Source organism: Acinetobacter sp. YH12211 (assembly GCF_013418015.1).
In the GTDB taxonomy this organism is placed as follows: domain Bacteria; phylum Pseudomonadota; class Gammaproteobacteria; order Pseudomonadales; family Moraxellaceae; genus Acinetobacter; species Acinetobacter towneri.
Genome location: NZ_VPCW01000002.1, coordinates 117,860 through 142,697, shown reverse-complemented (window position 1 = coordinate 142,697; position 24,838 = coordinate 117,860). Strand labels below are relative to the sequence as shown.

The window sequence follows — 24,838 nt, the reverse complement described above, 5'->3', positions numbered from 1 at the left end:
TCAAAGTCTTTAAATTACCCATCTACAATATTGTTTTTAAAAATGATTCACCACTTAAAAACAAGGTGCTCCTTAGTTTAAAATTATGACAGCATACTTTAGCCAACATGAATATTTTTGAGTCACAATATAGTCATACCGATACTTTATCTATTTTTTAGCTAAAGATATGCGATAAAAAGTCATTGAATTGAAATAAATTCAGCCAATTTAGTCGTAATGCGCTAGTCCTAAAGTCTAACTCGATGTAACATATTGCGTCTTTTGAATTTAACTGTGATAGGACTTATGCGCGAGTACGCTGTATTTACCTCGGAATCTGTAAGCGAAGGCCATCCAGATAAAATGGCTGACCAAATCAGTGATGCCATTTTGGATGCAATCTTAAAAGAAGACCCTTATGCGCGGGTTGCTTGTGAAACGCTTGTAAAAACGGGTGCGGTTGTACTGGCAGGTGAAATCACAACAACTGCAAATGTCGATTTTGAAGCCGTTGTTCGTCAAACCGTAAATGGCATTGGTTACCATCATTCTGACTTAGGTTTTGATGGTTCAACCTGTGCGGTCATTAACATGATTGGTAAACAATCACCTGAAATTGCACAAGGTGTAGACCGTCAAAAGCCTGAAGATCAAGGCGCAGGTGACCAAGGTTTGATGTTTGGTTACGCCAGCCGTGAAACTGATGTATTAATGCCTGCCCCAATTTCTTACGCACACCGCTTAATGGAAAAGCAAGCTGAATTACGTCGCAGTGGTGCTTTGCCGTGGTTACGCCCAGATGCAAAAAGTCAGGTGACTTTTGCTTATGAAAATGGTGTGCCTGTACGTTTGGACGCGGTGGTGTTATCTACTCAGCACGATCCTGAAATTTCGCAAATTCAGCTTAAAGAAGCGGTAATTGAAGAAATTGTGAAAAAAGTGATTCCTGCAGAAATGTTCCATGCAGACACCAAATTCCACATCAACCCAACAGGTATGTTTGTGATTGGCGGCCCTGTCGGTGACTGCGGTTTAACTGGTCGTAAAATCATTGTCGATACTTACGGCGGCATGGCACGTCATGGTGGCGGTGCATTCTCTGGTAAAGACCCATCTAAAGTTGACCGTTCTGCTGCTTACGCAGGTCGTTATGTTGCAAAGAATATTGTGGCAGCTGGCTTGGCAGACAAATGTGAAATTCAGGTGTCTTATGCTATTGGTGTTGCAGAGCCAACGTCAATTTCAATCAACACCTTCAACACTGCAAAAGTGGCAGATGAGTTGATTATTGCTTTAGTACGTGAACACTTCGATTTACGTCCATACGGCATTACCAACATGTTGAACCTGTTACAACCAATGTATAAACAGACTGCAGCTTATGGCCACTTTGGTCGTCAAGGTTCTGACACTGCATTTACATGGGAAAAAACCGACAAAGTTGAAGCATTAAAAGCCTCTGCAGGTCTGTAATGTAAAACTTTTCAGTTTTATCAAGCTCACTTCGGTGGGCTTTTTTATGCCTAAAATTTAGCTGTCAAACCACAATATACAAAATACGAATATGTTATAGTGAATCATTCCTGAGATTTTTTAAATACTCATCTAAGATAATGATGTAGGAGTTTATTATGGCGGTTATTCTTCAAGTCGATTTCCCTTCTGAAGGCCCATTTGGCGAAAGCATGAGCCAAGCGTACCGTGAACTTGCAGAAAGCATTAACCTAGAAACTGGCATGCTTTGGAAAATTTGGACTGAGAACAGTCAAACACAGGAAGCCGGTGGAATCTATCTGTTTGATCATGCGGCCAATGCTGAACGCTATTTAAAAATGCACACTGCACGTTTAGAAAGTTTTGGCGTGAAGAATATTCGTGGCAAGATTTTTGAGGTGAATGCTGCACTGTCTGCAATCAACCAAGCTGACTTCTTAAGTCGCTAATCTTTTTAAATTGCTCATCCATATTGAAGAATAAAATGGTGAGTCTCTTCAATATTGAAAAAACAGTTGAATAAAATCCTGAGCCATTTAATGATTCAGGATTTTTTGAAATCTTGTATAGACGAAATAAGCGTTAAGCTTGGATGCAGCACTTATTGCGTACGAATCACCTCAAGCACCGATTGTTGCACGGGCACTTCTTGATGATCTTGCAAATAAACATGCACGACTTTAAACACAACGGCTGCTGCCAAGCATGCCAAAATACAGAATAACCAGAAACCATAAGGACTACGAATATTGTGTGAACCACAAGTACCACATTCTTTTTCTGATGATTCCACCACCCGATTGCAACATGCGCAACGATATTGATGATACAGCATAGGTATTCTCCTACTTCACTGTAATTCTTGTTTTTATTGTTACACCATCTACCCTGATGCAGTGTAATTTTGTTTAAGCAACTGTGACACTTTGTAGCCTGCATCCTTTGGATGATTTAACTGACACAATCGCTTGTGAATTAGAATGTCAAAGTTCTGCTATTCGCGCAAATCGTATTTTTGAATAAACAGTCACTTTATCCATCTAAAATAGGTATGCCATGCTAAAATTCTGCATGCTCGATTACTTGAAGTTTAGACTCAAGCTTGGCTTTCAGCACATATTTTTTTATTACACGGAGTAAAGTTAAAGTGGTGCAACTCATTAAAAAAGGTGGCTTGCGAGAACGTGCCAACCGTAGTCGTAAATACCAAGGTTCGGAAAATACCGAAGCAACTTTGCAATCAAACCGTACTTATCAGCCCAATCATTTAGATAAAACTGAAAACACGACTGCAACCGAAATACTGAATGAAAAATCGTCAAACTTGGCTTTGGACAACATCAAATCATCTAACTAATTGGCATCAAAACCTATGTTTTAAAACATACGCAGTGCATCTAACCACAACCACACAGCAAATAATAAAAATAATCCGCCCGAGACCATATCAATATAACTGCCTGAACGCTGATATAACTTTTTCATTTTTGGTGTAGAAAGTAGCAACATAAATAGTGTAAATGTCACAAAAGTTTGGATTGGAATAATCACTGCCAATTGGGCTTTCAAAGATGCACTTGCCGATGAACTCAACGCCAAAGCAAATACACTACTAAAATAAATTAAGGTTTTCGGATTAGATAAATTGGTGAATAGACCCAATAAAAAGTAGTTTTTTGCGGCTGGAATTTGCACTTGAGTATCATCAAACTGTTTGCGCTGCTGCCAACTATGCCAACCGCCCGACAACATGCCCCATCCCATTTTGGCAAGAAATAAACCGCCAATCAGCATTAAGACTTGCTGAATCCAGGGAAATTGCTGCACCAAAACCGTAAAACCTAATAAGGTCAGCACCACCCACACCACAATCCCTGATGAAATACCCGCAATAATCTGCAAGGTATTACGGCGGGTATTGCTGGCTGCACTTTTGGCAATTAATAAAACATCTGGTCCTGGACTAAGCTGTGCCACAAAATGCAGCGCACAAATGGTGAATAACAAAGACATAAATACATCAGGAGAATTGAAAATCCGATTATACCTTGTGCGGTAGGAGAATAAATAAGGCTTTAAATGCACACCTCAATGTTTAAACACTCACGTGCATATTCACCAAAAAATACCCATAAAAAAACCGAATCAGCACGATTCGGTTTGATCTCAAGCATCACCCATATTATTTAGGTGGATTGACATCTTTCATTTCAATTTTTTTCGCATCGGGGGTAATTTCACGTGCTTCACCATCAATAATACTGGAATCACGACCACCGCCCTGCTGATTTTGCATGTCTTGCATTTGGCGCATTAAATCTGCAAACGGGTTTTGACCTGCTCCGCCCATGCCATTCATATCGCCCATCATGCCACCCATCATTTGATCCATCATGGCTTGCTGACGTTTCATCATGGCTTTCATCATTGCCGCTTTAAAGGCATTTTGTACGGCAGGAATCATCACCAGCAATGCCAAAACATCGCTGATTAATCCTGGAATCATCAATAAAAAACCCGCAAAAATTTTAGGTAAATTATTACTCAGCGCAGGATCGGCACTCATCTGCCCCATTTGCATTTGCTGCATTTGTGGCATCACGCCTGCAGAATATTTACGAATCAGGTTCAAACCAATGAAGAAAGCAGCGACAAACCAAAAGAACACGTACCACATGCTCCCCACTAGGTCGCCCACACCAATCCAGACGAAGACTTCAAGAACTAAGCCAATTAGAACAATAAGAAATAATTTCATGAAAATTAATCTAATCTCAACAAAATAAATAAAATGCAGTAACCAAGTGCTTCATCGGGATCAAGCTTTTTTGATTCGCTGTTGTTTCAATATGGGCATTATTGTATTTTTAAAGGTTAAGTCTGTCATTAATATTTTCATCATCACCCAATAACAGACTTAATACGTCTATATATTTAAACGATAAAGATAAAAATATGCGGCATAAGCCAATAATAACCACAACGCAATAAAAACTGATGCTGCAATATAACTGCTCGGTTTTTGACTGATCGCATCGGCTTGTAAACGACAGCGCTGCATTACCTCTGCAGGTACTAAACGCAATACCAACATGATGCCCAATGGCACTAAAATCAAATCATCCAAATAACCCAAAACAGGTATAAAGTCTGGAATTAAATCAATGGGAGAAATAGCATAAGCAGCGACCAACAATGCCAAAAGCTTTGCCATAAACGGTGTTTCAGGATCACGTGCTGCAAACCACACCGCATAAACATCTCGTTTAATTTGCTTCGCCCACTGTTTTAGCCTATTAATCCACTTCATTGCCGCTCTCATTTGCTACCGTATATAAAATATACGCCTCAAAACTTAAAATAAAATGAAGTCCAAAATTGAAAATATGGCAAAGGATACATGCTAATTGTTTAAACGGCAGCTTACTGACCGAATGTTTTGAAATTACTCCACACAAAAGAGATTTAAACTCCTATAATTCAACTTGATGTAATTTTTTAAGGCTTGGCATGTCACTTATTATTGGAATCGACCCTGGTTCTCGTCTAACGGGCTACGGCATTATTGAACGTGATGGCGCTAAATTACGTTTTGTAGATGCAGGAACCATTCGCACCGAAACCAGTGAAATGCCCGAACGCTTAAAACGGATTTTTGCAGGGATTGAACGGATTGTGAAATTTCACGGCCCGACTGAAGCAGCAGTTGAACAAGTGTTTATGGCGCAAAACCCAGACTCTGCCTTAAAATTGGGACAGGCTCGCGGGGCAGCGATTGCCGCTTTGGTAAATTTAGATTTACAAGTGGCGGAATATACCGCTCGTCAAATTAAACAATCTGTCGTGGGTTATGGCGCTGCCGATAAAGAACAAGTACAAATGATGGTCATGAAATTATTAAATCTATCCATCAAACCACAACAAGATGCTGCCGATGCTTTGGCTGCTGCAATTTGCCATGCTCATGCATCGGGCAGTATGACCAAATTGGCTGTGCTCAATGCCTTGGGTGGTATGGCACGCGGACGTAGTCGTTCAAGCTCCAGACGTCGCTAAATCAGCATCGCCATCGCTTATATTTTACCGATTCACAACCTGATAAATCGCTTGGCTCATGTGCTGTGCCTGTAAACCGCGCATGCCCTGCTGTGCCAATACATCCCCCGCCAAGGCATGTAACATGACAATTTCATGCAATTGAATTTTATGATGAAACTGGGCTTTTAAACTGGCAATCATGCCTGCCAACACATCGCCCATACCACCTGTACCCATACCAGGATTGCCTGCGGTACAAATCCACAATGAACTTGCTTGCGGTTCTGTAGATGCAGCTTGCAAAGTCAAACTACCTGAACCTTTTAACACCCAATCGCCTGCATAGCGTTGCTGCAATTGCTGAATCGCGGCAATACGGTCTGCTTCAATGGCTGCAACCGTAGTATTGAGCAAGGTCGCAGCCTCACCTGAATGTGGTGTGGCATAACTGTTCGGTTTTAGTTGGGCTGGATGATGCGATGAATGCGCTTGCTTCGCCAAAAACCATAAGGCATCGGCATCGTAAACTACTTCTACCTCGGACTGATTTAGTGCAGCAAACCAGTCTGCATAATGCTGTTCTGCCCAAGCATCACGTCCTAAACCCATCCCTAAACTTACGGCATCGACCTGTGAAATTAAGTGCTGAATTTCTGCGCCTGTCAGTGCGTCTATATCCCGCAACATTAAATTCGGCGCACGGCTTAATATCGCCACATGATGTTTGGCATGACAGACCACAGTCACTTTCCCTGCACCTGCGCTTGATGCGGCTTCTGCAGCCATCATCACCGCACCACCCATTTGCGCATGTCCGCCCACAATCAACACATGCCCATAACTGCCTTTGTGTCCAAAAGCCTGCCGTGCGGGTAATTGAATCAAATGTGGTGTGAGTTGGGCCAACGCTTTGAGTTCTGCATCGGCTGGAATCAAATCCAGCACATCGACCAGTCCAGTATATTCCTGTGCCTGCCCTGTAAATAACCCTGCTTTCAAACCCAAAGCTGTAAAGGTGTAATCGGCTTTAATTGCACATGGCAATGGCTGCCCCGTGTTGGCATTTAAACCGCTTGGAATATCAACCGCAATTTTTAAACCCGCTTGTTGATTCATTGCGTGAATAAGCGACTGCCACTCATCATTTAAAGGACGATCTAAACCAATACCAAATAATGCATCAATATAGCAGTCATAACTTTGTTGAAATGCAAAACCTTGAATTATATTGACTTGTTCTGTCTGAGCTTCTAAAAAAGCCTGATGTAAATCTGCCGATGAACCGCGTGTTGCGGCATAAATATCGACTTGAAAACCTGCTTGTTTTAAATATTTTGCAGTTAAATAGCCATCGCCTGCGTTATTGCCTTGTCCACAACACACAGCAATTTTTTGTATTGTAGATGGCTGTTTTGCAAAAATTTTGCGAATTTGTAAATGCAGTGTCCACGCCACTTGCTGCATTAAACCGTAAGAACTATTTTGACGGGCAAACCAGCGCTGCTCCCACGCTTGAATACTTTGACTATGATAAACAGGGCTATGGTACACTTGCTGCGGCATTTTCTTCCCTTCTATTTTGTTATGGCAACATCCACCACTTCAGCACATATTTCTCTGCATCAAGACGATCCAGCCGCCTTGAAAGCGTGGATTAAAGCTCAAGCTTTGGCGCTTGGTTTTGCTGATTGTGTCATTGCCAAACCAGATGCTCAAGCAGAATTAGCACGTTTTCAGGAATATTTAAAACGTGGCTATCATGGGGATATGAAGTTTCTGGAAGAAAATTTAGACAAGCGCGCCAATCCCACACTATTAGTCCCGAATACCAAAAGCATTATTTGTGTGCGCATGAATTATTTGGTGGAAACACCACGTCCACGACATATTCCCGATGCACCTAACTCTGCAATTATAGCCCGTTATGCACGTGGACGCGATTATCACAAAGTCATGCGCGGACGCCTAAAAACCCTTGCGACACGTATTCGTGAAAAAGTGGGCGAGTTTGAATCACGCCCCTTTGCCGACTCAGCCCCAATTTTTGAAAAGTCGCTTGCAGAAAGTGCAGGCATGGGTTGGACAGGCAAACACACATTACTAATTCATAAAAAATCTGGGTCTTTTTTTGTATTGGGTGAGCTGTTTACTTCACTAGATTTGCCTTTTGATCCACCTGCAACATCGCATTGCGGCTCTTGCACAGCCTGCATCGACATTTGCCCAACGCAAGCCATTGTTGAACCTTATATGTTAGATGCGCGTAAATGTATTGCTTATTTGACCATTGAATATCAGGGTATCATTCCTGAAGAATTACGTCGTGGCATTGGTAATCGGGTGTTTGGTTGTGATGATTGCCAACTGATTTGCCCGTGGAATAGCTTTGCTCAAGTCACCACGGTGGAGGATTTTCATCCCCGACATGCCTTAGATCAGGTCAGCTTGCTAGATTTATGGCAATGGGATGAAAGCACATTTTTAGCCAAAACCGAAGGTAGTCCATTACGTCGTACAGGCTATAAAAGTTTTATGCGTAATATTGCAATCGGGCTTGGAAATGCCCCATTTTCAGCACAGATTTTACAAATTTTGCAGCAAACGCGAACACAGCATGATGAGATTGTGCAAATCCATATTGATTGGGCCATTCAGGAACAATTGCTTAAACAGCCTAAAATTTAAACAAAAACTACCACCCAAATGGTACGATATTTTGGCTGCAGGTTACTTGCCAATTTATGCAGTTAACTGAATTTTAGTGACCAATTCATTGCAAAAATAATAATCCATAAAATTTAATTTTGCAGCGAAATATCAGAAAAATTGCTCAAGTTTGCAACTAAATAGACTGCATGATTTTAATTCTATTCTGTCGAATATTTGCCACGAAATTGGGAGATTATGCCTTTCTGATTCAAACTATTTGTGTATGATACAGACTATGAATAATAGGGATGATGGACTTTTACTTATGTCAGTACACAATGATTGGACTCGAGAAGAAATTCAGCAGTTATATGAACAACCTTTTCTGGATTTAGTCTTTGAAGCACAGCGTGTGCATCGCCAACATTTTGCTGCCAATACCGTACAAGTCAGTACCTTATTGTCTATTAAAACAGGCAAATGCCCTGAGGACTGCAAATATTGCTCGCAATCTGCGCATTATGATTCACAGCTTGAAGCTGAAAAACGTATTGCAGTTGATAAAGTCATTCAGGAAGCCAAAGAAGCATTAGCCTCAGGCTCTTCACGTTTTTGTATGGGCGCTGCTTGGCGTAATCCGCATGAACGTGATATGCCGTATGTTTTAGAAATGGTGCGTGAAGTCAAAGCTCTAGGCTTAGAAACTTGCATGACTTTAGGGATGTTAAACCAATCGCAGGCAGAACGCTTAAAAGATGCAGGTTTGGATTATTACAACCACAACCTAGACACATCGCGTGAATATTATCCGAATGTCATTAGTACTCGTAGCTTTGATGACCGCTTAAATACTTTGGATATTGTGCGTCAAACAGGTATGAAAGTGTGTAGTGGCGGTATTGTCGGTTTAGGTGAAGATACCCAAGACCGTATTGGTTTGTTACATGAATTGGCGACTTTACCGTTACACCCTGAATCTGTGCCAATCAATATGTTAGTTCCGATTGAAGGTACACCACTGGCTGAAGTCGAAAAGCTAGATGTGATTGAATGGATTCGTACTATTGCAGTTGCACGTATTATCATGCCAAACAGCTATATTCGTTTGTCTGCAGGGCGTGAATCGTTGTCTGATTCAGATCAGGCATTGGCATTTATGGCAGGTGCGAACTCGTTATTCTCAGGTGAAAAACTTTTAACTACACCAAACGCAGGCGAAGGCAAAGACAAACAATTGTTCCAAAAGTTAGGCTTAGTGCCTGAACGTGCTAAACCAACGGTTTCTGAATTGTCGGTAGATGCGATGGCAATGGCTTAAAGTTTTAGCATCCATCCAAATGTACAAAGTCCCGCAAAGGGACTTTGTTTTTTATGCAGCAAAATAAGTTTATGCGGCAATGCTTTTAAGAGGTGATTAAAATTCCGTAACTGGCATTTAAATACTGCCCTGTTTTAATAATATCTACCCCGTTGGCATGTTCTACCGTCAGTTGTTGCTGAATCGCATCATAATAAAACCGATCATAACAGTCCTGATGATGCAGCAACCACGTCAAAGTATCTGCTAGATTGTCATCTACAATATACGTTTTTTCTTGAAAGTTTTTAGCCATAAATACGGTCAGTTCAATATTTCTAGATACAGAATTTTAAGCGGAATACCTTGTGGGATAAAGTGTGCGGAGGATAGAAAATTTAATTGTGCACTTGTATAAATCAAACTTCGTACAGCATGAGAAGTCTCCCCACCAAAAGAGGTGGGAATGATATATGTAGTTTTGAAGATGGATAAGTGCAGTCTAATCTATACATGCAGTCAAGACTAAGCAAAATATTCAGGCTATTAGCCTAAAATAAAAAAGTGAGTCATAAAGACTCACTTGGTTTTAATACAGATTCAATACTTAACATTATTGTGTCTTAGAATCCCCACACTTACGACACTCTAAATGCGCCCCGATTTCTTCCATTGCGTCATATTCATAAATATGGATACAGAAAATTTGCTTTAACAGTTTGATCATAAATGACATTCCTTTTGATTTTTATACATCACGTTTGTGATCTCATCCTGAGATACAAATGCCATCAAGGCTGATTGACATAAACTACTATTATCATATTTAAAAAAAATAGCAAATCTAATTTAGGAACTTTCCGACAAATGACAAATTCATCTGCATACTTGCTGAAATTGAGTGCATAAATAGCTGTAAATTCATTCGCTTATATTATTTCAATTTTCAGCGCACTTGAAACAAGAAAAACTGCTCAAAAGCTAATTTATTAAAAACCAAAGAATCGCAATAGCCAATAACATCATGCTTTCTGTTATTTCAATACTCGCACCAACGGTATCGCCCGTAATTCCACCTAAACGCTGCATAAATTTATATCGCAAATACAAGGTGCTAAGGATAAAAGTCAGAACGGTCACCAAACCCACCCATCCCCAAAGCACTCCTGCAAGCAAGGTCAATGCGATCACAATTTTTGTGCCTGTTTTAGGCAAATGTGCCTGAATAGCAGTGCCTAAACCATTGGCACGTAAATAAGGCGTGCTTAAAAATAAAACCAAAGCGCTTAATCGTCCCAATACGGGTACAAACAGCAAAAATGCCAAATACTGTTGTTCGAGCAATACATACAACGCAGACCATTTTAATAAACAGCAGATCAGTAAGCTCAATACTCCAATCGGGCCGCTGCTTGGGTCTTTCATGATGTTTAAGCTACGTTCAGGATCACCAAAACCGCCGACCCATGCATCGGCAGTATCAGCCAGTCCATCTAAATGTAAACCACCTGTCAGCCAAATCCAGAGCACTAAAATTAAGCTGCTACTCAGAACCAAAGGCAAGAATTGCAATAAATGCGCCATCCCCCACAGCGCAGCTCCAATTAGTAAGCCAACGAGCGGATAAAACAGCAGTGATTGTGCATTTTGCGCTGCAGTTGGCATCTGTTTTAAAGAAACAGGAAAAGTGCTCAGGAATTGCAAGGCAATCCAAAAAGGTGTCATGTTTGCCCCTGCATGCAAATGTTGCCATTGGGATGTAACTGGAATGAACTCAATTGCCCCAACGCTGTAGACATTTTTAAAATATCGTCTAAAGATTTTTTCTGCGCCAATACTTTGAGCAATTTAATTACCCCGCCATGCGTGACCAATAACACACGTTTAGGTTGTTGCTCGAGTTGTTGTAAATATTGGTTGAGATCGGACAGACCTTGCAAAACGCGCTGCTGAAAATTTAGCAAAGATTCTGCTTGTGGCGGACTAAATTGGGTCGGTGTCATCCAAAATTTAGCTAAATCTTCAGGGTATTGTTCATATAAGGTTTGAGTGGAAATAGCTTCCCATGCACCAAAATGCATTTCCTGAAATTGTGCATCAATATACAGTGGCAATTGCTGTGCTTGCGCAAAGGTCTGAGCAACCTGCAGACAACGCTGTAAAGGTGAACTTGCCACAACATCCCATCGCTGTCCTGTAGCTATTGCCGTGTTTAAAGTCTGCTGCATGTCTTGCCAACCTTTTAAAGTCAAAGCATCATCGGTTGAGCCACGCAAAGTATGACCCAATTCTGTTTCGCCATGTCTTAATAGGTCTAGCATGATCATAAAGATACTTTCTCACCAATAACCGCAGCTTCGGCAAAAGTCGCCATTTGATTATGCAAGGCACAGGCCAGTTGGATAATGCCCAATGCCGCGCCCGCACCGCTGCCCTCACCTAAGCGTAAATTTAGATGCAGCAAGGCTTGTGCACCTAATGCTTCTAATAAGCGACGATGTCCATATTCAGCCGATTGATGCCCAAACAACATCCATTCTCGGACTTGAGGATTTAAACGCACTGCAACTAATGCAGCAGCACTGCTGATAAAACCATCCACCACCATCGGCAAGCCCAACTGCGCACAGCGAATATACGCGCCCACCATTGCAGCGACCTCCAATCCACCAACTGCACATAAGGCTTTAAAAGCATCATCTTGCACATAGTTCTGATGTAGAGCTAAAGCAGCATCAATCACCTGTTTTTTATGTTGCAATTGTGCAGTGTCAATTCCTGTGCCTATGCCAGTCAAGGCTTCAGCAGGTTCTTGTAATAAAAAGCAAGACAAGGCTGATGCCGAACAGGTATTTCCAATACCCATTTCACCTGCGACATAAATCGAGGCCTGCTGTGCGATGGCATCTTCCACACTTTGACGTCCAAGTGCCATCGCATCTGCACACGCTTGTTCAGTCATGGCGCGGGTTTTAGCAAAATTCGCTGTGCCTGCACGAATACAATGCCGCTCTACTCCTGCATATTCATACGCTTCCCCGACCGAGCCGCAATCCACCACTTGTAAATGCGCCTGATATTGTCGGGCGATGACGCTGATACATGCCCCACCTGTGGCAAAATTTTGTAGCATTTGCCGAGTCACGGCTTGGGGATAGGCGGAAATATTTTCTTCCATCACGCCATGATCGCCTGCGAAAATACATATCCACGGACGTTCAATATTCGGCTGCGTTGTTCCTTGCAAAGCCGCCAGTTGAATCGCAATATTTTCCAATGCTGCCAATGAACCTGTTGGTTTGGTCAATTGAAGTTGTCGTGCAATTGCCTGTTGTTTCATCTGTTCATTTGGCTTTTGACACGCTGCAAACCACCAAGTCATTTCTTCTCTCCTTTTAAAAGCATTGGAAAACCTGCGACACAGAACTGCACTTTGTCTGCAATTTGTCCCAATTGCTGATGTAATCGCCCTGTTTCATCGACAAATTTTCGGGTTATTTCGCCCATCGGTACAACACCCAAACCTGTTTCATTGCTCACTAAAATAATATCGGCTTGCAACTGAGGTAAAACTTCGAGCAATGCTGAAATTTGTTGTTCGGCAAAGCTTTCTGCAGATTGCATCAACAAATTACTCATCCACAAGGTCAGACAATCTACTAAAATCACAGCATTCGGATGATCCAGCATCTTTAACTGCTCCGCCAAATACAAAGGCTCTTCGCACAATTGCCAAGTCTGCGGACGCTGTTGTTGATGATGCTGAATCCGCGCCTGCATTTCTGCATCGCCCGCTTGTGCAGTTGCTACATAAATGACGGATTTGCCAAGTTGCTGCGCGGTTTGCTCAGCCATACGGCTTTTACCCGAACGCGCACCGCCCAAAATAAGTTGAATCACATGTGCTCCAAAGGAAATTGATGCGTGCTAAATAGCTGACCTTGTAAAGTGTGTGCCTGATAATAACCAAAATTTAAATGATGGATATCTAAATCGAAATATTGCACGGGGAGATTTTGAATACGCTGCAAAATCAAATTGGTTGAACACGCTGTTTGATATAAACCCAAAGTAATATGTGGATGATACTGTAAAGCTGCGATTTCAGCCCCGCCTACGCTAAGTGCCTGACGTATACGCGCCAGTTGCTGTGATTGATCTTGCACTTCTACAAATAAAGCACTATCAAAACTATTGATGCCGCCCACTTTCAGTTGAAAAGGCTCTAGTTGCAACTGCTGTAAGGCTTGAACTTGTTGTTGAAATTGTGACTCGAGAAAGTCATCTTCCCAATGCTTTTTTGCTGCATAAAACCCACAAATATATAAGGTGATATGAAACTGGCGAGTGTTTGGGCGAAATAATACATCTGAAAATTGCTGTTTTAATTGTTGTAAATAACATTCTAAAGCTGGATGTTGAACAGCTAAATACCAAAGCACATAACGCTCACGCCCACGATGCCATTCAGGATAATCATGCTGCTGTGTTGGAATAACGTACTGATTGGCTTGAATAAACACGGGATAATTCAATGAATTAAAACAGCTTATGGTAAAACATTCACAACTGAATAGACATGAAAATCATGCAATTTGAGGTGAATATTTTTCAGTTTGGTATTTTAACCATCTACATCATTTAAATAATTTTGATTTTAATGAGATGGATAAAATTCAGAAGATGGCTGAAACAGGTCTGCAATGTTATGCTGAAATGAAGATGATATTTTCTAATCTACACAAGACACTACATTACTGTGAAGCTTTACCCCATCAGAATCGGTATAACTGGAGTTTATGATGCAACAAGAATTGATCTGTTATAAACAACTTCCTATTTGGAATCATGACTCAATTCCACAAGGGTTTAAAAAACAACACAATACCCAAGTCGGCACATGGGCGAAGTTGACTATTTTAAAAGGCGAATTGCATTTTTCGATGCTGCATGAATCTGGTGAAGTACAATCTGAGCATATTTTTTCCGTGGAAAATCAACCACCATTTATTGAACCGCAAGCGTGGCATAAAATTGTATCTGCCAGTGATGATATTGAGTGCCAGCTTAGTTTTTATTGTTTGCCTCAAGATTATTTTGTTAAAAAATATAAATTAAGCCCAACACATTCTGAAATTTTAATGGCACTTCCACAGTTAACCGTGGGTAAAGCTTTGGATGTTGGCTGTGGTACAGGCCGAAATGCGCTGTATTTGAGCCAAAACGGTTTTCAGGTGGATGCTTGGGATGTGAATCCGAGTAGTATCCAAAAATTAAATGAAATTATTGCTACAGAACAGATTTCATCTATTCAAACTACTGTGCGGGATTTAAATCAGGATGCCACAATTACGGAGGAATATGACTTCATTAACTGTACAGTGGTGATGATGTTTTTGGCGCCTGAAACCATTCCTACGCTTATTCAGCACATGCAGCAAGCGACCAAACCACAAGGCTTTAACTTAATTGTTTGCGCGATGGATACTGAAGATTACCCCGTGCAACAAGACTTCCCTTTTAGTTTTAAAGCGGGTGAGTTAAGTGCATATTATGCTGATTGGGATATTGTGAAATACAATGAAAATGTCGGTGAGTTGCACCGCACAGATGCAGATGGCAATCGCATTAAACAGCGTTTTGCGACGTTGTTGGCGAGGAAAAAGTAGATGTGCAAGTGGAATCTTAAATGAATAAGCTTTTGAGCTGCTCACAGACTACATTTCAATTGCTTACATAAAGCTTAAAATAAAAAACCACTTAGGATTAGTACACCTAAGTGGTTGTTTTATATGGTGGGCCCACCCAGACTCGAACTGGGGACCAACGGATTATGAGTCCGCTGCTCTAACCGACTGAGCTATAGGCCCTATAATTGAATTTGTTATATTTCAACAAGTTCAAGCGCAAAGAATACTAGCGAAGATTTTTTAAAAACACAAGCCATTTTCAGAAATTGCTGTATAGATAGTCAGCAGACGAATTTGATTATTATTGAAATATAAAAACTACACCTTCACTTTCCGAAACATTGCCCGATGCAACTTTAAACGCTTCTCTTTACGCACTTCTAAAAACAACTCAAACATTGACCATACCAAGACCAATAACAACACAGTCAATGCCACAAGAAAAGTCGTCAAATAAGCCACTTTAGTATCCTTCCATGATGCGTGGAATAGTGAAATGATGAATAGAATCATAGCTAATTACGACCAAAGTCTAATGATTTACAAATCATTTGAATAGTGCATTTTTGCTCAATTTAAGACTTAATTTCTCTCAATTCATATATTTTTAATATTAAAAACAAAGTATTTAGAGTTAAAACCAATAAAAGATATAACGCTATATCAACTGCATCACTTGAGATTGCTATATTTCAAACAATTTTCTGTTGACTCTTATATAAAACAAGCAGAAATTATGCATTTCCAGATTCATCAGCTGTTAAATCTATGTTGAAAAAATTTATAGGCGAGTCCGCATTCAAACTTGCAGGATGGCAATATCAGGTAGAACCCAACGTCCTCGAAAACAAACAAGTGATCGTCGGTTTTGAACACACCTCAATGATGGATGCAATCCTCTCGCTTGCTCTGTTCCAAATTTATGATATTAAAATCCATACTTTAATCAAAAAAGAGCTTTTTAAAGGGCCACTTAAACCTATTTTAGAAAAAGTCGGCGGTATTCCAGTAGACCGTAAATCTAACAAAGATATTGTGTCGCAAATGGTCGAACTTTTTGATCAAAATGAACATTTCAATTTGGTCATCGCACCCGAAGCAACTCGCGCAAAAACAGGTGAAGCCCGCAAGCCAATTCGTACAGGTTTTTGGCATATTGCCAAAGCAGCCAATGTGCCTATCGTTTTAATGTATGCCAACTCACAAACCAAACAAGGTGGGATTTTTGGCAAAATCTATCCGACAGATTTAGATCACGATATGGCACTTATCCAACAATTATATAAAGAACAAGTGGGCTTAGATATTGTCATTCCTGAGCCAAAAACAACTCAAAGCAACACTTAAAAAACCTAAAACTCTGCCCTTTATCTAAAAAAAGGGCTTATGTTAGAATGGGCGCAATTTTGATAGGCATACTGCCAATCTGTAAGGAGCATAGTTCGCATGGCGGGTCATTCCAAGTGGGCCAACATTAAGCATCGTAAAGCCAAACAAGATGCTAGTCGTGGTAAGTTGTTTACCAAATTTATTCGTGAATTAACAACTGCTGCAAAGCTCGGCGGTCCAGATGCGGCAAGTAACCCTCGTTTACGTGCTGTTGTGGAAAAAGCACTTTCAGTTAACATGACACGTGACGTCATTAACCGTGCCATCCAGCGTGGTGCAGGCGGTGAAGATAACGACGATCTTAAAGAAGTAACCTATGAAGGTTATGGTGTAGGTGGTGTTGCGGTTATTGTAGAAACCATGACAGACAACTTAAACCGCACCGTGCCAGATGTACGTCACTGTTTCTCTAAAACTGACGGTAACTTAGGCACCAATGGTTCTGTAGCATTCCTATTCACCAAACGTGGTGAAATTTCATTTGAAGATTCATCTTTAGAAGATCAAGTGATGGAAGTGGCTTTAGAAGCTGGCGCAGAAGATATTGAAGTGTCTGAAGATGGCATTTTGGTTATTACTACGCCAGAAGCTTTTGGTATAGTTCAAGATGCGCTAACAGCAGCAGGTTTGAAATCTGACAATGCTGAAGTGGTTATGAGTCCATCGACCAAAGCAGAAATTACAGACATCGATCAAGCGAAAAAAATTATGAAAATGATTGATATGCTTGAAGATTTAGATGATGTTCAAAACGTATATACCAACGTTGAATTCTCTGATGAAGTTTTAGCACAATTAGACGCATAATCGGTCTAACTGCAATTCCTAAAAACGCACGTTCTCGTGCGTTTTTTTATAGATCCAGTCAAAATAATTCTAAGATTCTAATAAATTAAACTTTATTTAATAAACCATGACAGTTTAAAACATCATATTCTTTAATCACAAAGCTAGAATGCAAACCTGCCACATGCTCAATTTTACCAATCCGTTTTAATAAAATTTCGCTGTAATTTTCCATATCTCGTGCCACAACCTCTACAATAAAATCTGCAGTCTGTCCTGTCACCAAAAATGCACGTATCACTTCAGGAATGCTTTCCAATTCATCCAAAAATTTGGCAAAAATATCGGTATCGTGTTTGCTCAAAGACACCTGCAACAACACATGCAAACTAAAGCCCAGTTTTTGATAATTAATTTCACGCTTTAAACCTGAAATAATTTTATGATCGATCAGACTTTTAATACGGCGATGCACCGAACTTACCGACAGATTAACCCGCTCGGAAAGTTCATTCAAATTGACATCTTCATTGCTTAAAATTTCTAAAATATGCTTATCGTAGCGATCTAATTCCATTTTCAAGCACTCAATCTAATCTGATAAAATTTAAACTCATGCTGCCATTATACTTAAATTATTTTGCAGACTAAGCATCTTTATCGAAAATTATTTTCCATTATTAAAGCAAAATGTTTATGATTCAACAGATCACCGCTTATCGTTTTGAGCAACTTAACAGACAAACGGAACAGCTTTCTAATTTATTGATTTTCAGATTTTTAAATTTAAAAAACTCAACAAAACAACGATTCTACTCATAAATTTTCACAATCCCGACCGTCTATCTTTTACAAGTGTATAGAAATGTATTAAAACAGATGCGCTCGACAATAAGCACAATGCAGCACAACAAAACCAATAAAAATACAAGGAATCGTCATGGCTTTTAAATCTCTAAGCTTGCTGAAAATAAAATTAGCTCTGTATTTACCGTAGAAACTCAGACCAGCTCTTTATTCGATGGACTCTTAAGTGGTGGCTCTTTAAGCAATACCCTTTCTGGTTTGCTTGGCAGCCTGACTAGTTCGACCTCGACCACACCTACCCTAGATTCTTTATTAAAAAGTTTACTCTCTGGCAGCAGCTTAGATAGTTCTAGCCTAACCAATCTAATCAGCCAATTTTCAAGCTCGAATACCAACTTAGATATCACCAGTTTAATTAGCAAACTGACACAATCCAATGGCGGTAGCTTCGATATTGCTTCCATCACCAATTTACTCAGCGGCATGATTGACAGCAATGCAGGTGATTTAGATATTACGAAACTCACCCAATTAGTGAGTGGGTTAATCGGTGGTAATACGGGTAATCTTGATATTGCTCAAATTGCTCAACTGGTTAGTGGCTTGATTGGTGGCAACATCGGTGGAGGTTTAGGCGGTCTAGATATCGCAGTGATTGCTGAACTTGTAGGCGGTTTAATCCAAGGCAATGGCGATCTTGATATTGCGCAAATTGCTCAACTGGCAAGCGGCTTGATTGGCAGCAATATCGGTGGCGGTTTAGGCGGTATGGACATCGCGGTCATTGCTGAATTAGTAGGCGGTTTAATGCAAGGCAATGGCGATCTTGATATTGCACAAATTGCGCAACTGGCAAGCGGCTTAATTGGCGGTAACATCGGTGGTGATTTAGGTGGTCTAGATATCGCTGCTCTAGAACCAATTCTTGCGTTGCTTAATCCTGAAGGTCAGCTTGCAAGTGACTTTGATCTAGGTGGTTTATTAAATAATCTGACTGGAGATACAACTGGTGGTTTCAGCTTAGATGGCTTGAGTGATGGTTTTGACAACTTAATTTCTGGTTCAGATTTTAACATCAGCGACTTACTGCAAGGTGCGTCATCTACAACCAGTTCAGAGATCAATATTGATAGCTTAGTCCCTGCATTAGGCGATGCATTTGGCAATTTAACTGGTGGCACATCAGACACTCAATTTGATTTAGCTACCCTGCCAAATTTGGTACAGACTTTTGATTTGAATAACTTAAATTCTTTGTTCTAATCCTTGGTTTTAGGTTTTTATACATCAGTATCCAAAAAATACGCGCAGATTGCGCGTATTTTATCTGAGGCGATAACATTTAAATACCGCGCCAATCTACACGTGCATTACGCTCAGTTTGATAAATACGAGAAACATATTGCCCTAAAGGTAAATCCAGCAAATATTTTTTATAATCTTTAAATTCTTCAGAAATCACTTCATCATGTTCTTTTTCCCACGGCGTTCCAGAAATTTCCAAAATAGGTGCAAGCATCGAACACACTGAAATATCGGCTAAACCTAAACGCTCACCCACAAAATAACGCCCGTAATTATCAATCAAATGCTGATTTAAAATGACAATTAATTCATCCATCCGCTGTTTGGATTCTGCAACTTTATCTTGATCGAGCTGATAGCCCTTAGACACCAAGGCTTTAATAATTGGCTTGGAATATTTAGAAAATTGACGCAAATAGCCTTTTTCGCCAATTAAAATTTCCAAAGGTTCTTCACTTTCAGATAATGCATGCGCCAACCCCCATCGACGCACATGCTGCCCCAATTCATCAGCCAAAGTATTTATGGCCAACGCATGTTTATATTGTTCGGCATCACTGCGTAACAAGGCATGTTCGGGGTAAATATCATCTAGATATAAAGCAATTTGAGTCGAATCTGCTATCCAGCGGTCTTGATCACGTAAAATAGGTAATTTATTTTGCCCTGTTTTTAATTGGGCAAAAGCGCGATGCACGCCTGGAATTAAGTTTTGCGCATCATAATCTAACTCTTTATGATCCAATAACCAGCGAGCTTTCTCACAAAAATGAGACAAAGGAAACTGGTATAAGATGCGCATAAAATCTCCATATTTAAAATTTTGATATCCAAAGCAGTATCAATACTGTGCTTGTCATACTTTAGTCATAGCCTCTTATAATTACAATGTACTTTTTATTCAAAATTCAGGCGAAACAGTCAGCAATTCAAAATCAATTCCGAAAAGAAATTCAACGTACAGCATCAAGCACGCTAGATTGGAGAAACATCTGTCCGATGACCTGACTTTATCTGCCCTTTCATGTAAAATCGTGCCTAATTTTTAAATAACACGTTGTGAGTTATTCATGGGTTTTAATTGTGGTATTGTGGGCCTGCCAAACGTTGGTAAATCTACGCTTTTTAATGCTTTAACCAAAGCTGCAATTGCAGCGGAAAACTTCCCGTTCTGTACCATTGAGCCAAATACAGGCATTGTACCTGTGCCAGATTCACGTTTGGACAAATTGGCGGAAATCGTAAATCCGCAACGTGTATTACCCACCACGATGGAATTTGTGGATATTGCAGGTTTGGTTGCAGGTGCATCTAAAGGTGAAGGTTTAGGTAACCAATTCCTTGCCAACATTCGTGAAACCGATGCGATTGCGCATGTAGTTCGTTGCTTTGAAGATGAAAACGTCATTCACGTAAATGGTAAAATTGACCCATTAGATGACATTGCAACCATCAATACCGAACTTGCGTTGGCCGATTTAGAAACGGTAAGTAAAGCCATTACACGCTTAGCAAAATCTGCCAAAGGTGGCGATAAAGAAGCCGTAGCGACCAAAGCCGTTTTAGAAAAAATCCAACCTTTACTGGATGATGGCAAGCCTGCACGTGCAGCCAATTTAGATGACGATGAACGCAAATTGGTTCGTGGTTTTGGTTTATTAACCTTAAAACCAACCATGTATATTGCGAACGTGGCAGAAGATGGCTTTGAAAACAACCCACACTTAGATGCAGTCAAAAAACTTGCTGCAGAAGAAAATGCGATTGTGGTGCCTTTATGCAACCAAATTGAAGCCGAAATTTCATTACTTGAAGATGAAGACCGTGCAGAATTCCTAGAAGCTCTTGGTATGGAAGAACCAGGGCTGAACGTAGTGATTCGTGCAGGTTATGCGCTGTTAGGTCTGCAAACTTACTTTACTGCAGGCGTACAAGAAGTCCGCGCGTGGACAGTGAAAGTAGGTGCAACTGCACCACAAGCAGCAGGCGTAATTCACACTGACTTTGAAAAAGGCTTTATCCGCGCAGAATGTATTGCTTATGAGGATTTCGTACAATACAACGGCGAAGCAGGTGCAAAAGAAGCAGGTAAATGGCGCTTGGAAGGTAAAACTTATATCGTACAAGACGGTGATGTTTTACACTTCCGTTTTAATGTTTAATTGTTTTTATGTTTAGTTTTAGAACAATGCTTACAGCCGAGCATTGATTCAATAAAAAAACCTCGATGCTTACATCGAGGTTTTTTTATGGGCGATTCCGCATCACATTAATGCAGAACAACCTCAATTAAGACTGCACCACATTGCCCTTTTGTTTCGGGTCAGTATTGCCCAATTCAGGATGCGCCAAAGCATCAGCACATTGTTTTTTATCCCGTTCATAATCAGCTTGTTTTTGTGCAAGACTGCTTGAACTGTCAATCGTCGCACGTGCCCAAATTTCCAAACTGGTCAAAGCCTTACGACACAGCGCATATTTCCCTTCCGTTACAGAGTCGGTCATTTTGACATTAATACGCCAGTCGGTACTTAATTTACGGGCAGGTTTGCGGACTTTATCTTCAATTAAGTTACGCTGTTTACGATACACGTACGGCTCAACTTCATTCATTAATTCCCACGCGGCTTGCGCATACACAGTCGCATCATTGGTGAGTTTTGGCGCAGGCTTAATTTCTACTGTTTTTTGCGGGTTGTTGTCATTGCTACACGCTTGCAATAACAGGCTACTGCATAACATTGAAGCAAGCAGGATTACAGGTGTTTTCAATTTCAACATATCGGTTCGCCCATACAAACAATTCGGCATCATGCTAATGAATTCAAGTATAATACACAATCTTCATTTGACCCATCGTTCAACTTTCTCCCACAAGGTGTGTCGTGTCCGTACACAATATTCAAACTGCGCCCGCAGCAAGTTTTTGGCAAGGTGCAAAAGATAGTCAGGCGATTATTTTCACCTATCTGCCTGTTTCTTTTGCTTTTGGTGTTTCTGCAACTCAATTCGGCTTTAGCGCATGGGAAGCCTTATTTTTATCTTGCTCGATGTATGCAGGGGCGAGTCAATTTTTAGTCGTTGCCTTATTGGGCAGTGGAACTTCAATCTGGATGACCGCATTAACGGTAATCGCCTTGGATATTCGACATTTACTTTACGGCCCGGCCTTACAAAACCTGATTCAAGATCGTTTAAACCTAAAAAAAACTGCAATTTGGTCATGGGGTCTGACCGATGAAGTTTTTGCCTCAGGCATGATTAAACTGTCACAGCGCCGTCAGGAATGGTCTGAATCATGGATGCTTGGACTGAGTTTATTTAGTTGGTTGTCTTGGGCATTAGGCTCTTTATTAGGCGGATTATTTGCCGATCAAGTCACTAAAATGCCACAGTTTTTGCAAGCGGCGCTCGACTTTTTACTGCCCGCTTTATTCCTTAGCTTCTTATTGGCAGCATTTGAAAAGAAACACACCTTTGTCGTGGGAATCACCATTCTAGTATCTGCCGTAGCTTGTTATTTTATTGACTTATCTGCTGCAATTTTTATTGGGATTTCTTCAGGTATTTTGGCGGGATTATTTAAACACTATGTTTTAAAACAACCCGACCCTGAACATACAGGATCAAAATCATGAGTTTAGAAATTATTTTGGTCGGTATTATAGTCGGTATCGCAAACTTCGCCTCACGTTTTGGGCCATTTTTTGTGATTCAAAAGTTTCAACAAGGCTCACAGCAACGTGGTGCTTTATGGCTTAAAATCGCTTTGGGCAGCATTGGTATAGCCGCAATTAGCTCTATGCTCGTGGTTGCAACCTTGCCACCTTTGCTTGAAACACCCAATAAAAGTTTTGCGATGTTGATTGGCTTTTTAGTGCTGACAGGTTTGTATTTTAAGTTTAAGAAAATCGTACCTGCCACGCTTACCGCAGCCATCACCTATGGTTTAATTTATACTTATGTGCCATTTTCGTTCTAATGTTGCTGAAATTTAGAGGTTGAATCGTCCAAATGATCTATTTCAGGATTCAGCCTTAACTGCTTTAAAGCACTGAATGCAATATAAGTAGATGACAAAATCATGATTTTGTTGCAAACAGGGCTTAACTCATGGAACAGTTCTGCTATGCTAAAAGCCCACTTTAGCAAGGACGATTCACATGAGAGTGACCATTGGTACTCCCCTTCAATCTTCTGCTTTTAAAGTTTTGCTATTGGGTTCAGGGGAACTCGGTAAAGAGGTGGTAATTTCACTGCAACGCTTAGGCGTAGAAGTACATGCCGCCGATCGCTACGACCATGCGCCAGCCATGCAAGTCGCACATTATGCTTATACTTTAAACATGGCAGATGCCACAGAATTAAAACAACTGATTGAAAAAATTCAACCCAATTTAATTGTGCCTGAAATTGAGGCCATTGCGACATCAGTTTTACTTGAAATTGAAGCGCAAAATATTGCAACAGTGATTCCATCTGCCAAAGCGGTAAATTTGACCATGAACCGTGAAGGCATTCGTCGTTTGGCTGCAGAAGAATTAGGTTTGCCGACATCCGCTTATCGCTTTGCCAATTCTCTCGAATCTTTCCGCGCTGCATGTGATGACATTGGTTATCCAAACTTTGTGAAGCCTGTGATGTCATCTTCAGGCAAGGGACAATCGCGTGTCACCTGCTTTGATGAAGTTGATGCAGCTTGGGAATATGCCCAGACTGGCGGGCGCGTCAATCAAGGCACTGTGATTGTTGAATCACAAATTGACTTCGATTTTGAAATTACCTTATTAACCGTACGTGCTAAAAACCCAGAAACTGGTGCGATCGAAACTTCATATTGCGACCCAATTGGTCACCGTCAAGATGCAGGCGACTATGTAGAAAGCTGGCAACCTCAAGCCATGAGTGATGCTGCCTTGACTGAAGCCAAACGAATTGCACACAAAGTGACTACTGCCTTAGGTGGTTGCGGTATTTTTGGTGTAGAGCTGTTTGTGAAAGGCGATAAAGTCTGGTTCAGTGAAGTCTCTCCACGTCCACACGACACAGGTTTGGTGACATTGGCTTCACAATTCCAAAGTGAATTTGAATTACATGCCCGCGCGATTTTAGGCTTACCTGTCAATACCACACGCCATAGCGTTGCAGCCAGTGCGGTGATTTATGCAGGTGTCGATGCAACGAATCTTTCATTTTCTGGCCTGAATCTTGCATTAGCACATCCCGATACAGATTTACGTTTATTTGGCAAACCTGAAGGTTTTGAGCGTCGTCGTATGGGCGTTGCCACTGCACGAGCAGAAACCACAGAGCAAGCGCGTGAGCTAGCTCAGCAGACTGCGGACACTGTTCGCGTACATTTAAACGAAAATCAAAATTAAGCTCGTCATTGCATAACGGA

General features: G+C 40.8%; 29 protein-coding genes and 1 tRNA gene. 14 read left to right on the top strand and 16 right to left on the bottom strand.

Features of this window, described 5'->3' with window-relative positions; all coding sequences use genetic code 11:
• Nucleotides 1-288: 288 nt before the first annotated feature.
• Together metK and FTU98_RS01735 are read left to right on the top strand one after the other, a co-directional pair.
• Nucleotides 289-1,455: a methionine adenosyltransferase gene (metK, locus tag FTU98_RS01740; protein ID WP_004976883.1), complete on the top strand. Its 1,167-nt coding sequence runs from the start codon at nt 289-291 to the stop codon at nt 1,453-1,455.
• Nucleotides 1,456-1,613: 158 nt separating this feature from the next.
• Complete coding sequence (locus FTU98_RS01735) at nt 1,614-1,925, top strand: monooxygenase (RefSeq protein WP_004976884.1); 312 nt, start codon at nt 1,614-1,616, stop codon at nt 1,923-1,925.
• Nucleotides 1,926-2,077: 152 nt separating this feature from the next.
• Here FTU98_RS01735 and FTU98_RS01730 read toward each other — a convergent pair whose 3' ends face one another.
• Nucleotides 2,078-2,308, bottom strand: a complete 231-nt coding sequence (locus FTU98_RS01730; RefSeq protein WP_372238839.1) for a hypothetical protein — start codon at nt 2,306-2,308, stop codon at nt 2,078-2,080.
• Between the two features lie 315 nt (nt 2,309-2,623).
• Here FTU98_RS01730 and FTU98_RS01725 point away from each other — a divergent pair, with 315 nt between their 5' ends.
• Complete coding sequence (locus tag FTU98_RS01725) at nt 2,624-2,833, top strand: hypothetical protein (protein WP_154320816.1); 210 nt, start codon at nt 2,624-2,626, stop codon at nt 2,831-2,833.
• Between the two features lie 20 nt (nt 2,834-2,853).
• Here FTU98_RS01725 and FTU98_RS01720 read toward each other — a convergent pair whose 3' ends face one another.
• From FTU98_RS01720 to FTU98_RS01710, 3 genes are all read right to left on the bottom strand, one after another.
• Complete coding sequence (locus FTU98_RS01720) at nt 2,854-3,489, bottom strand: LysE family transporter (RefSeq protein WP_096901197.1); 636 nt, start codon at nt 3,487-3,489, stop codon at nt 2,854-2,856.
• Nucleotides 3,490-3,658: 169 nt separating this feature from the next.
• Complete coding sequence (locus FTU98_RS01715) at nt 3,659-4,234, bottom strand: FxsA family protein (protein ID WP_004976892.1); 576 nt, start codon at nt 4,232-4,234, stop codon at nt 3,659-3,661.
• Nucleotides 4,235-4,402: 168 nt separating this feature from the next.
• Nucleotides 4,403-4,786 carry a YkvA family protein gene (locus FTU98_RS01710; protein WP_096901198.1) on the bottom strand — a complete coding sequence of 128 codons (384 nt, stop codon included), beginning with the start codon at nt 4,784-4,786 and terminating at the stop codon, nt 4,403-4,405.
• A 200-nt stretch (nt 4,787-4,986) separates the two neighbouring features.
• Here FTU98_RS01710 and ruvC point away from each other — a divergent pair, with 200 nt between their 5' ends.
• On the top strand, nt 4,987-5,532 hold the full coding sequence (gene ruvC, locus FTU98_RS01705; RefSeq protein ID WP_004976895.1) for a crossover junction endodeoxyribonuclease RuvC: 546 nt from the start codon (nt 4,987-4,989) through the stop codon (nt 5,530-5,532).
• A 24-nt stretch (nt 5,533-5,556) separates the two neighbouring features.
• Here the strand turns inward: ruvC and FTU98_RS01700 are convergent, their stop codons facing one another.
• Nucleotides 5,557-7,077 carry an NAD(P)H-hydrate dehydratase gene (locus FTU98_RS01700; RefSeq protein WP_104851865.1) on the bottom strand — a complete coding sequence of 507 codons (1,521 nt, stop codon included), beginning with the start codon at nt 7,075-7,077 and terminating at the stop codon, nt 5,557-5,559.
• A gap of 21 nt (nt 7,078-7,098) precedes the next feature.
• Between FTU98_RS01700 and queG the strand changes: the two genes are divergently transcribed.
• Nucleotides 7,099-8,199: a tRNA epoxyqueuosine(34) reductase QueG gene (gene queG, locus FTU98_RS01695; RefSeq protein WP_218948259.1), complete on the top strand. Its 1,101-nt coding sequence runs from the start codon at nt 7,099-7,101 to the stop codon at nt 8,197-8,199.
• Nucleotides 8,200-8,488: 289 nt separating this feature from the next.
• The gene (gene bioB / locus FTU98_RS01690; RefSeq protein ID WP_180050208.1) at nt 8,489-9,481 is read left to right on the top strand and encodes a biotin synthase BioB; all 993 of its coding nucleotides are present in this window, start codon (nt 8,489-8,491) and stop codon (nt 9,479-9,481) included.
• Between the two features lie 85 nt (nt 9,482-9,566).
• On the opposite strand, the gene FTU98_RS01685 is transcribed toward bioB, so the two are convergent.
• The 6 genes from FTU98_RS01685 to FTU98_RS01660 all read right to left on the bottom strand — a co-directional run bounded on the left by FTU98_RS01685 (nt 9,567) and on the right by FTU98_RS01660 (nt 13,983).
• Nucleotides 9,567-9,776: a hypothetical protein gene (locus tag FTU98_RS01685; protein WP_004976903.1), complete on the bottom strand. Its 210-nt coding sequence runs from the start codon at nt 9,774-9,776 to the stop codon at nt 9,567-9,569.
• 665 nt (nt 9,777-10,441) lie between these two features.
• Complete coding sequence (locus tag FTU98_RS01680; protein ID WP_004976907.1) at nt 10,442-11,185, bottom strand: adenosylcobinamide-GDP ribazoletransferase; 744 nt, start codon at nt 11,183-11,185, stop codon at nt 10,442-10,444.
• Nucleotides 11,182-11,787, bottom strand: coding sequence for a histidine phosphatase family protein (locus FTU98_RS01675; RefSeq protein WP_180050204.1), 606 nt, complete (start codon nt 11,785-11,787; stop codon nt 11,182-11,184). Before FTU98_RS01675 ends, FTU98_RS01680 begins: the two co-directional genes overlap by 4 nt.
• Nucleotides 11,784-12,842, bottom strand: a complete 1,059-nt coding sequence (cobT, locus tag FTU98_RS01670) for a nicotinate-nucleotide--dimethylbenzimidazole phosphoribosyltransferase (protein ID WP_004976913.1) — start codon at nt 12,840-12,842, stop codon at nt 11,784-11,786. The genes FTU98_RS01675 and cobT overlap by 4 nt, the downstream gene beginning before the upstream one ends.
• Nucleotides 12,839-13,360, bottom strand: coding sequence for a bifunctional adenosylcobinamide kinase/adenosylcobinamide-phosphate guanylyltransferase (cobU, locus tag FTU98_RS01665; RefSeq protein ID WP_096901203.1), 522 nt, complete (start codon nt 13,358-13,360; stop codon nt 12,839-12,841). Before cobU ends, cobT begins: the two co-directional genes overlap by 4 nt.
• Nucleotides 13,357-13,983 carry a 2'-5' RNA ligase family protein gene (locus FTU98_RS01660; RefSeq protein WP_096901204.1) on the bottom strand — a complete coding sequence of 209 codons (627 nt, stop codon included), beginning with the start codon at nt 13,981-13,983 and terminating at the stop codon, nt 13,357-13,359. The genes cobU and FTU98_RS01660 overlap by 4 nt, the downstream gene beginning before the upstream one ends.
• A gap of 279 nt (nt 13,984-14,262) precedes the next feature.
• Here FTU98_RS01660 and tehB point away from each other — a divergent pair, with 279 nt between their 5' ends.
• Nucleotides 14,263-15,129 carry an SAM-dependent methyltransferase TehB gene (gene tehB / locus FTU98_RS01655; protein WP_154321273.1) on the top strand — a complete coding sequence of 289 codons (867 nt, stop codon included), beginning with the start codon at nt 14,263-14,265 and terminating at the stop codon, nt 15,127-15,129.
• Between the two features lie 124 nt (nt 15,130-15,253).
• Here tehB and FTU98_RS01650 read toward each other — a convergent pair.
• Both FTU98_RS01650 and FTU98_RS01645 read right to left on the bottom strand, forming a co-directional pair.
• A tRNA-Ile gene (locus FTU98_RS01650) sits at nt 15,254-15,330 on the bottom strand.
• 138 nt (nt 15,331-15,468) lie between these two features.
• The gene (locus FTU98_RS01645) at nt 15,469-15,612 is read right to left on the bottom strand and encodes a hypothetical protein (RefSeq protein WP_154320842.1); all 144 of its coding nucleotides are present in this window, start codon (nt 15,610-15,612) and stop codon (nt 15,469-15,471) included.
• A 306-nt stretch (nt 15,613-15,918) separates the two neighbouring features.
• On the opposite strand from FTU98_RS01645, the gene FTU98_RS01640 reads away from it, so the two are divergent.
• Together FTU98_RS01640 and FTU98_RS01635 are read left to right on the top strand one after the other, a co-directional pair.
• The gene (locus tag FTU98_RS01640) at nt 15,919-16,497 is read left to right on the top strand and encodes a 1-acyl-sn-glycerol-3-phosphate acyltransferase (RefSeq protein ID WP_104851825.1); all 579 of its coding nucleotides are present in this window, start codon (nt 15,919-15,921) and stop codon (nt 16,495-16,497) included.
• Between the two features lie 99 nt (nt 16,498-16,596).
• The gene (locus FTU98_RS01635) at nt 16,597-17,346 is read left to right on the top strand and encodes a YebC/PmpR family DNA-binding transcriptional regulator (RefSeq protein WP_070155957.1); all 750 of its coding nucleotides are present in this window, start codon (nt 16,597-16,599) and stop codon (nt 17,344-17,346) included.
• A gap of 85 nt (nt 17,347-17,431) precedes the next feature.
• Here the strand turns inward: FTU98_RS01635 and FTU98_RS01630 are convergent, their stop codons facing one another.
• A complete protein-coding gene (locus tag FTU98_RS01630) occupies nt 17,432-17,902 on the bottom strand; it encodes an Lrp/AsnC family transcriptional regulator (RefSeq protein ID WP_004971430.1) in 471 nt (156 codons plus the stop codon).
• 488 nt (nt 17,903-18,390) lie between these two features.
• Between FTU98_RS01630 and FTU98_RS01625 the strand changes: the two genes are divergently transcribed.
• Nucleotides 18,391-19,395, top strand: a complete 1,005-nt coding sequence (locus FTU98_RS01625; protein ID WP_218944555.1) for a hypothetical protein — start codon at nt 18,391-18,393, stop codon at nt 19,393-19,395.
• A 79-nt stretch (nt 19,396-19,474) separates the two neighbouring features.
• On the opposite strand, the gene FTU98_RS01620 is transcribed toward FTU98_RS01625, so the two are convergent.
• Entirely contained in the window at nt 19,475-20,239 is a 765-nt protein-coding gene (locus FTU98_RS01620) for a glutathione S-transferase family protein (protein WP_096902290.1), read from the bottom strand.
• 268 nt (nt 20,240-20,507) lie between these two features.
• Between FTU98_RS01620 and ychF the strand changes: the two genes are divergently transcribed.
• A complete protein-coding gene (gene ychF / locus FTU98_RS01615) occupies nt 20,508-21,599 on the top strand; it encodes a redox-regulated ATPase YchF (protein WP_004971435.1) in 1,092 nt (363 codons plus the stop codon).
• Nucleotides 21,600-21,726: 127 nt separating this feature from the next.
• Here ychF and FTU98_RS01610 read toward each other — a convergent pair whose 3' ends face one another.
• On the bottom strand, nt 21,727-22,218 hold the full coding sequence (locus FTU98_RS01610; RefSeq protein ID WP_026438320.1) for a hypothetical protein: 492 nt from the start codon (nt 22,216-22,218) through the stop codon (nt 21,727-21,729).
• Between the two features lie 119 nt (nt 22,219-22,337).
• Here FTU98_RS01610 and FTU98_RS01605 point away from each other — a divergent pair, with 119 nt between their 5' ends.
• From FTU98_RS01605 to purT, 3 genes are all read left to right on the top strand, one after another.
• Nucleotides 22,338-23,075 carry an AzlC family ABC transporter permease gene (locus FTU98_RS01605; RefSeq protein WP_179989883.1) on the top strand — a complete coding sequence of 246 codons (738 nt, stop codon included), beginning with the start codon at nt 22,338-22,340 and terminating at the stop codon, nt 23,073-23,075.
• A complete protein-coding gene (gene ygaH / locus FTU98_RS01600; protein WP_179989735.1) occupies nt 23,072-23,419 on the top strand; it encodes an L-valine transporter subunit YgaH in 348 nt (115 codons plus the stop codon). The genes FTU98_RS01605 and ygaH overlap by 4 nt, the downstream gene beginning before the upstream one ends.
• 181 nt (nt 23,420-23,600) lie before the next feature.
• Nucleotides 23,601-24,818, top strand: a complete 1,218-nt coding sequence (gene purT / locus FTU98_RS01595) for a formate-dependent phosphoribosylglycinamide formyltransferase (RefSeq protein ID WP_180050201.1) — start codon at nt 23,601-23,603, stop codon at nt 24,816-24,818.
• Nucleotides 24,819-24,838 lie beyond the last annotated feature (20 nt).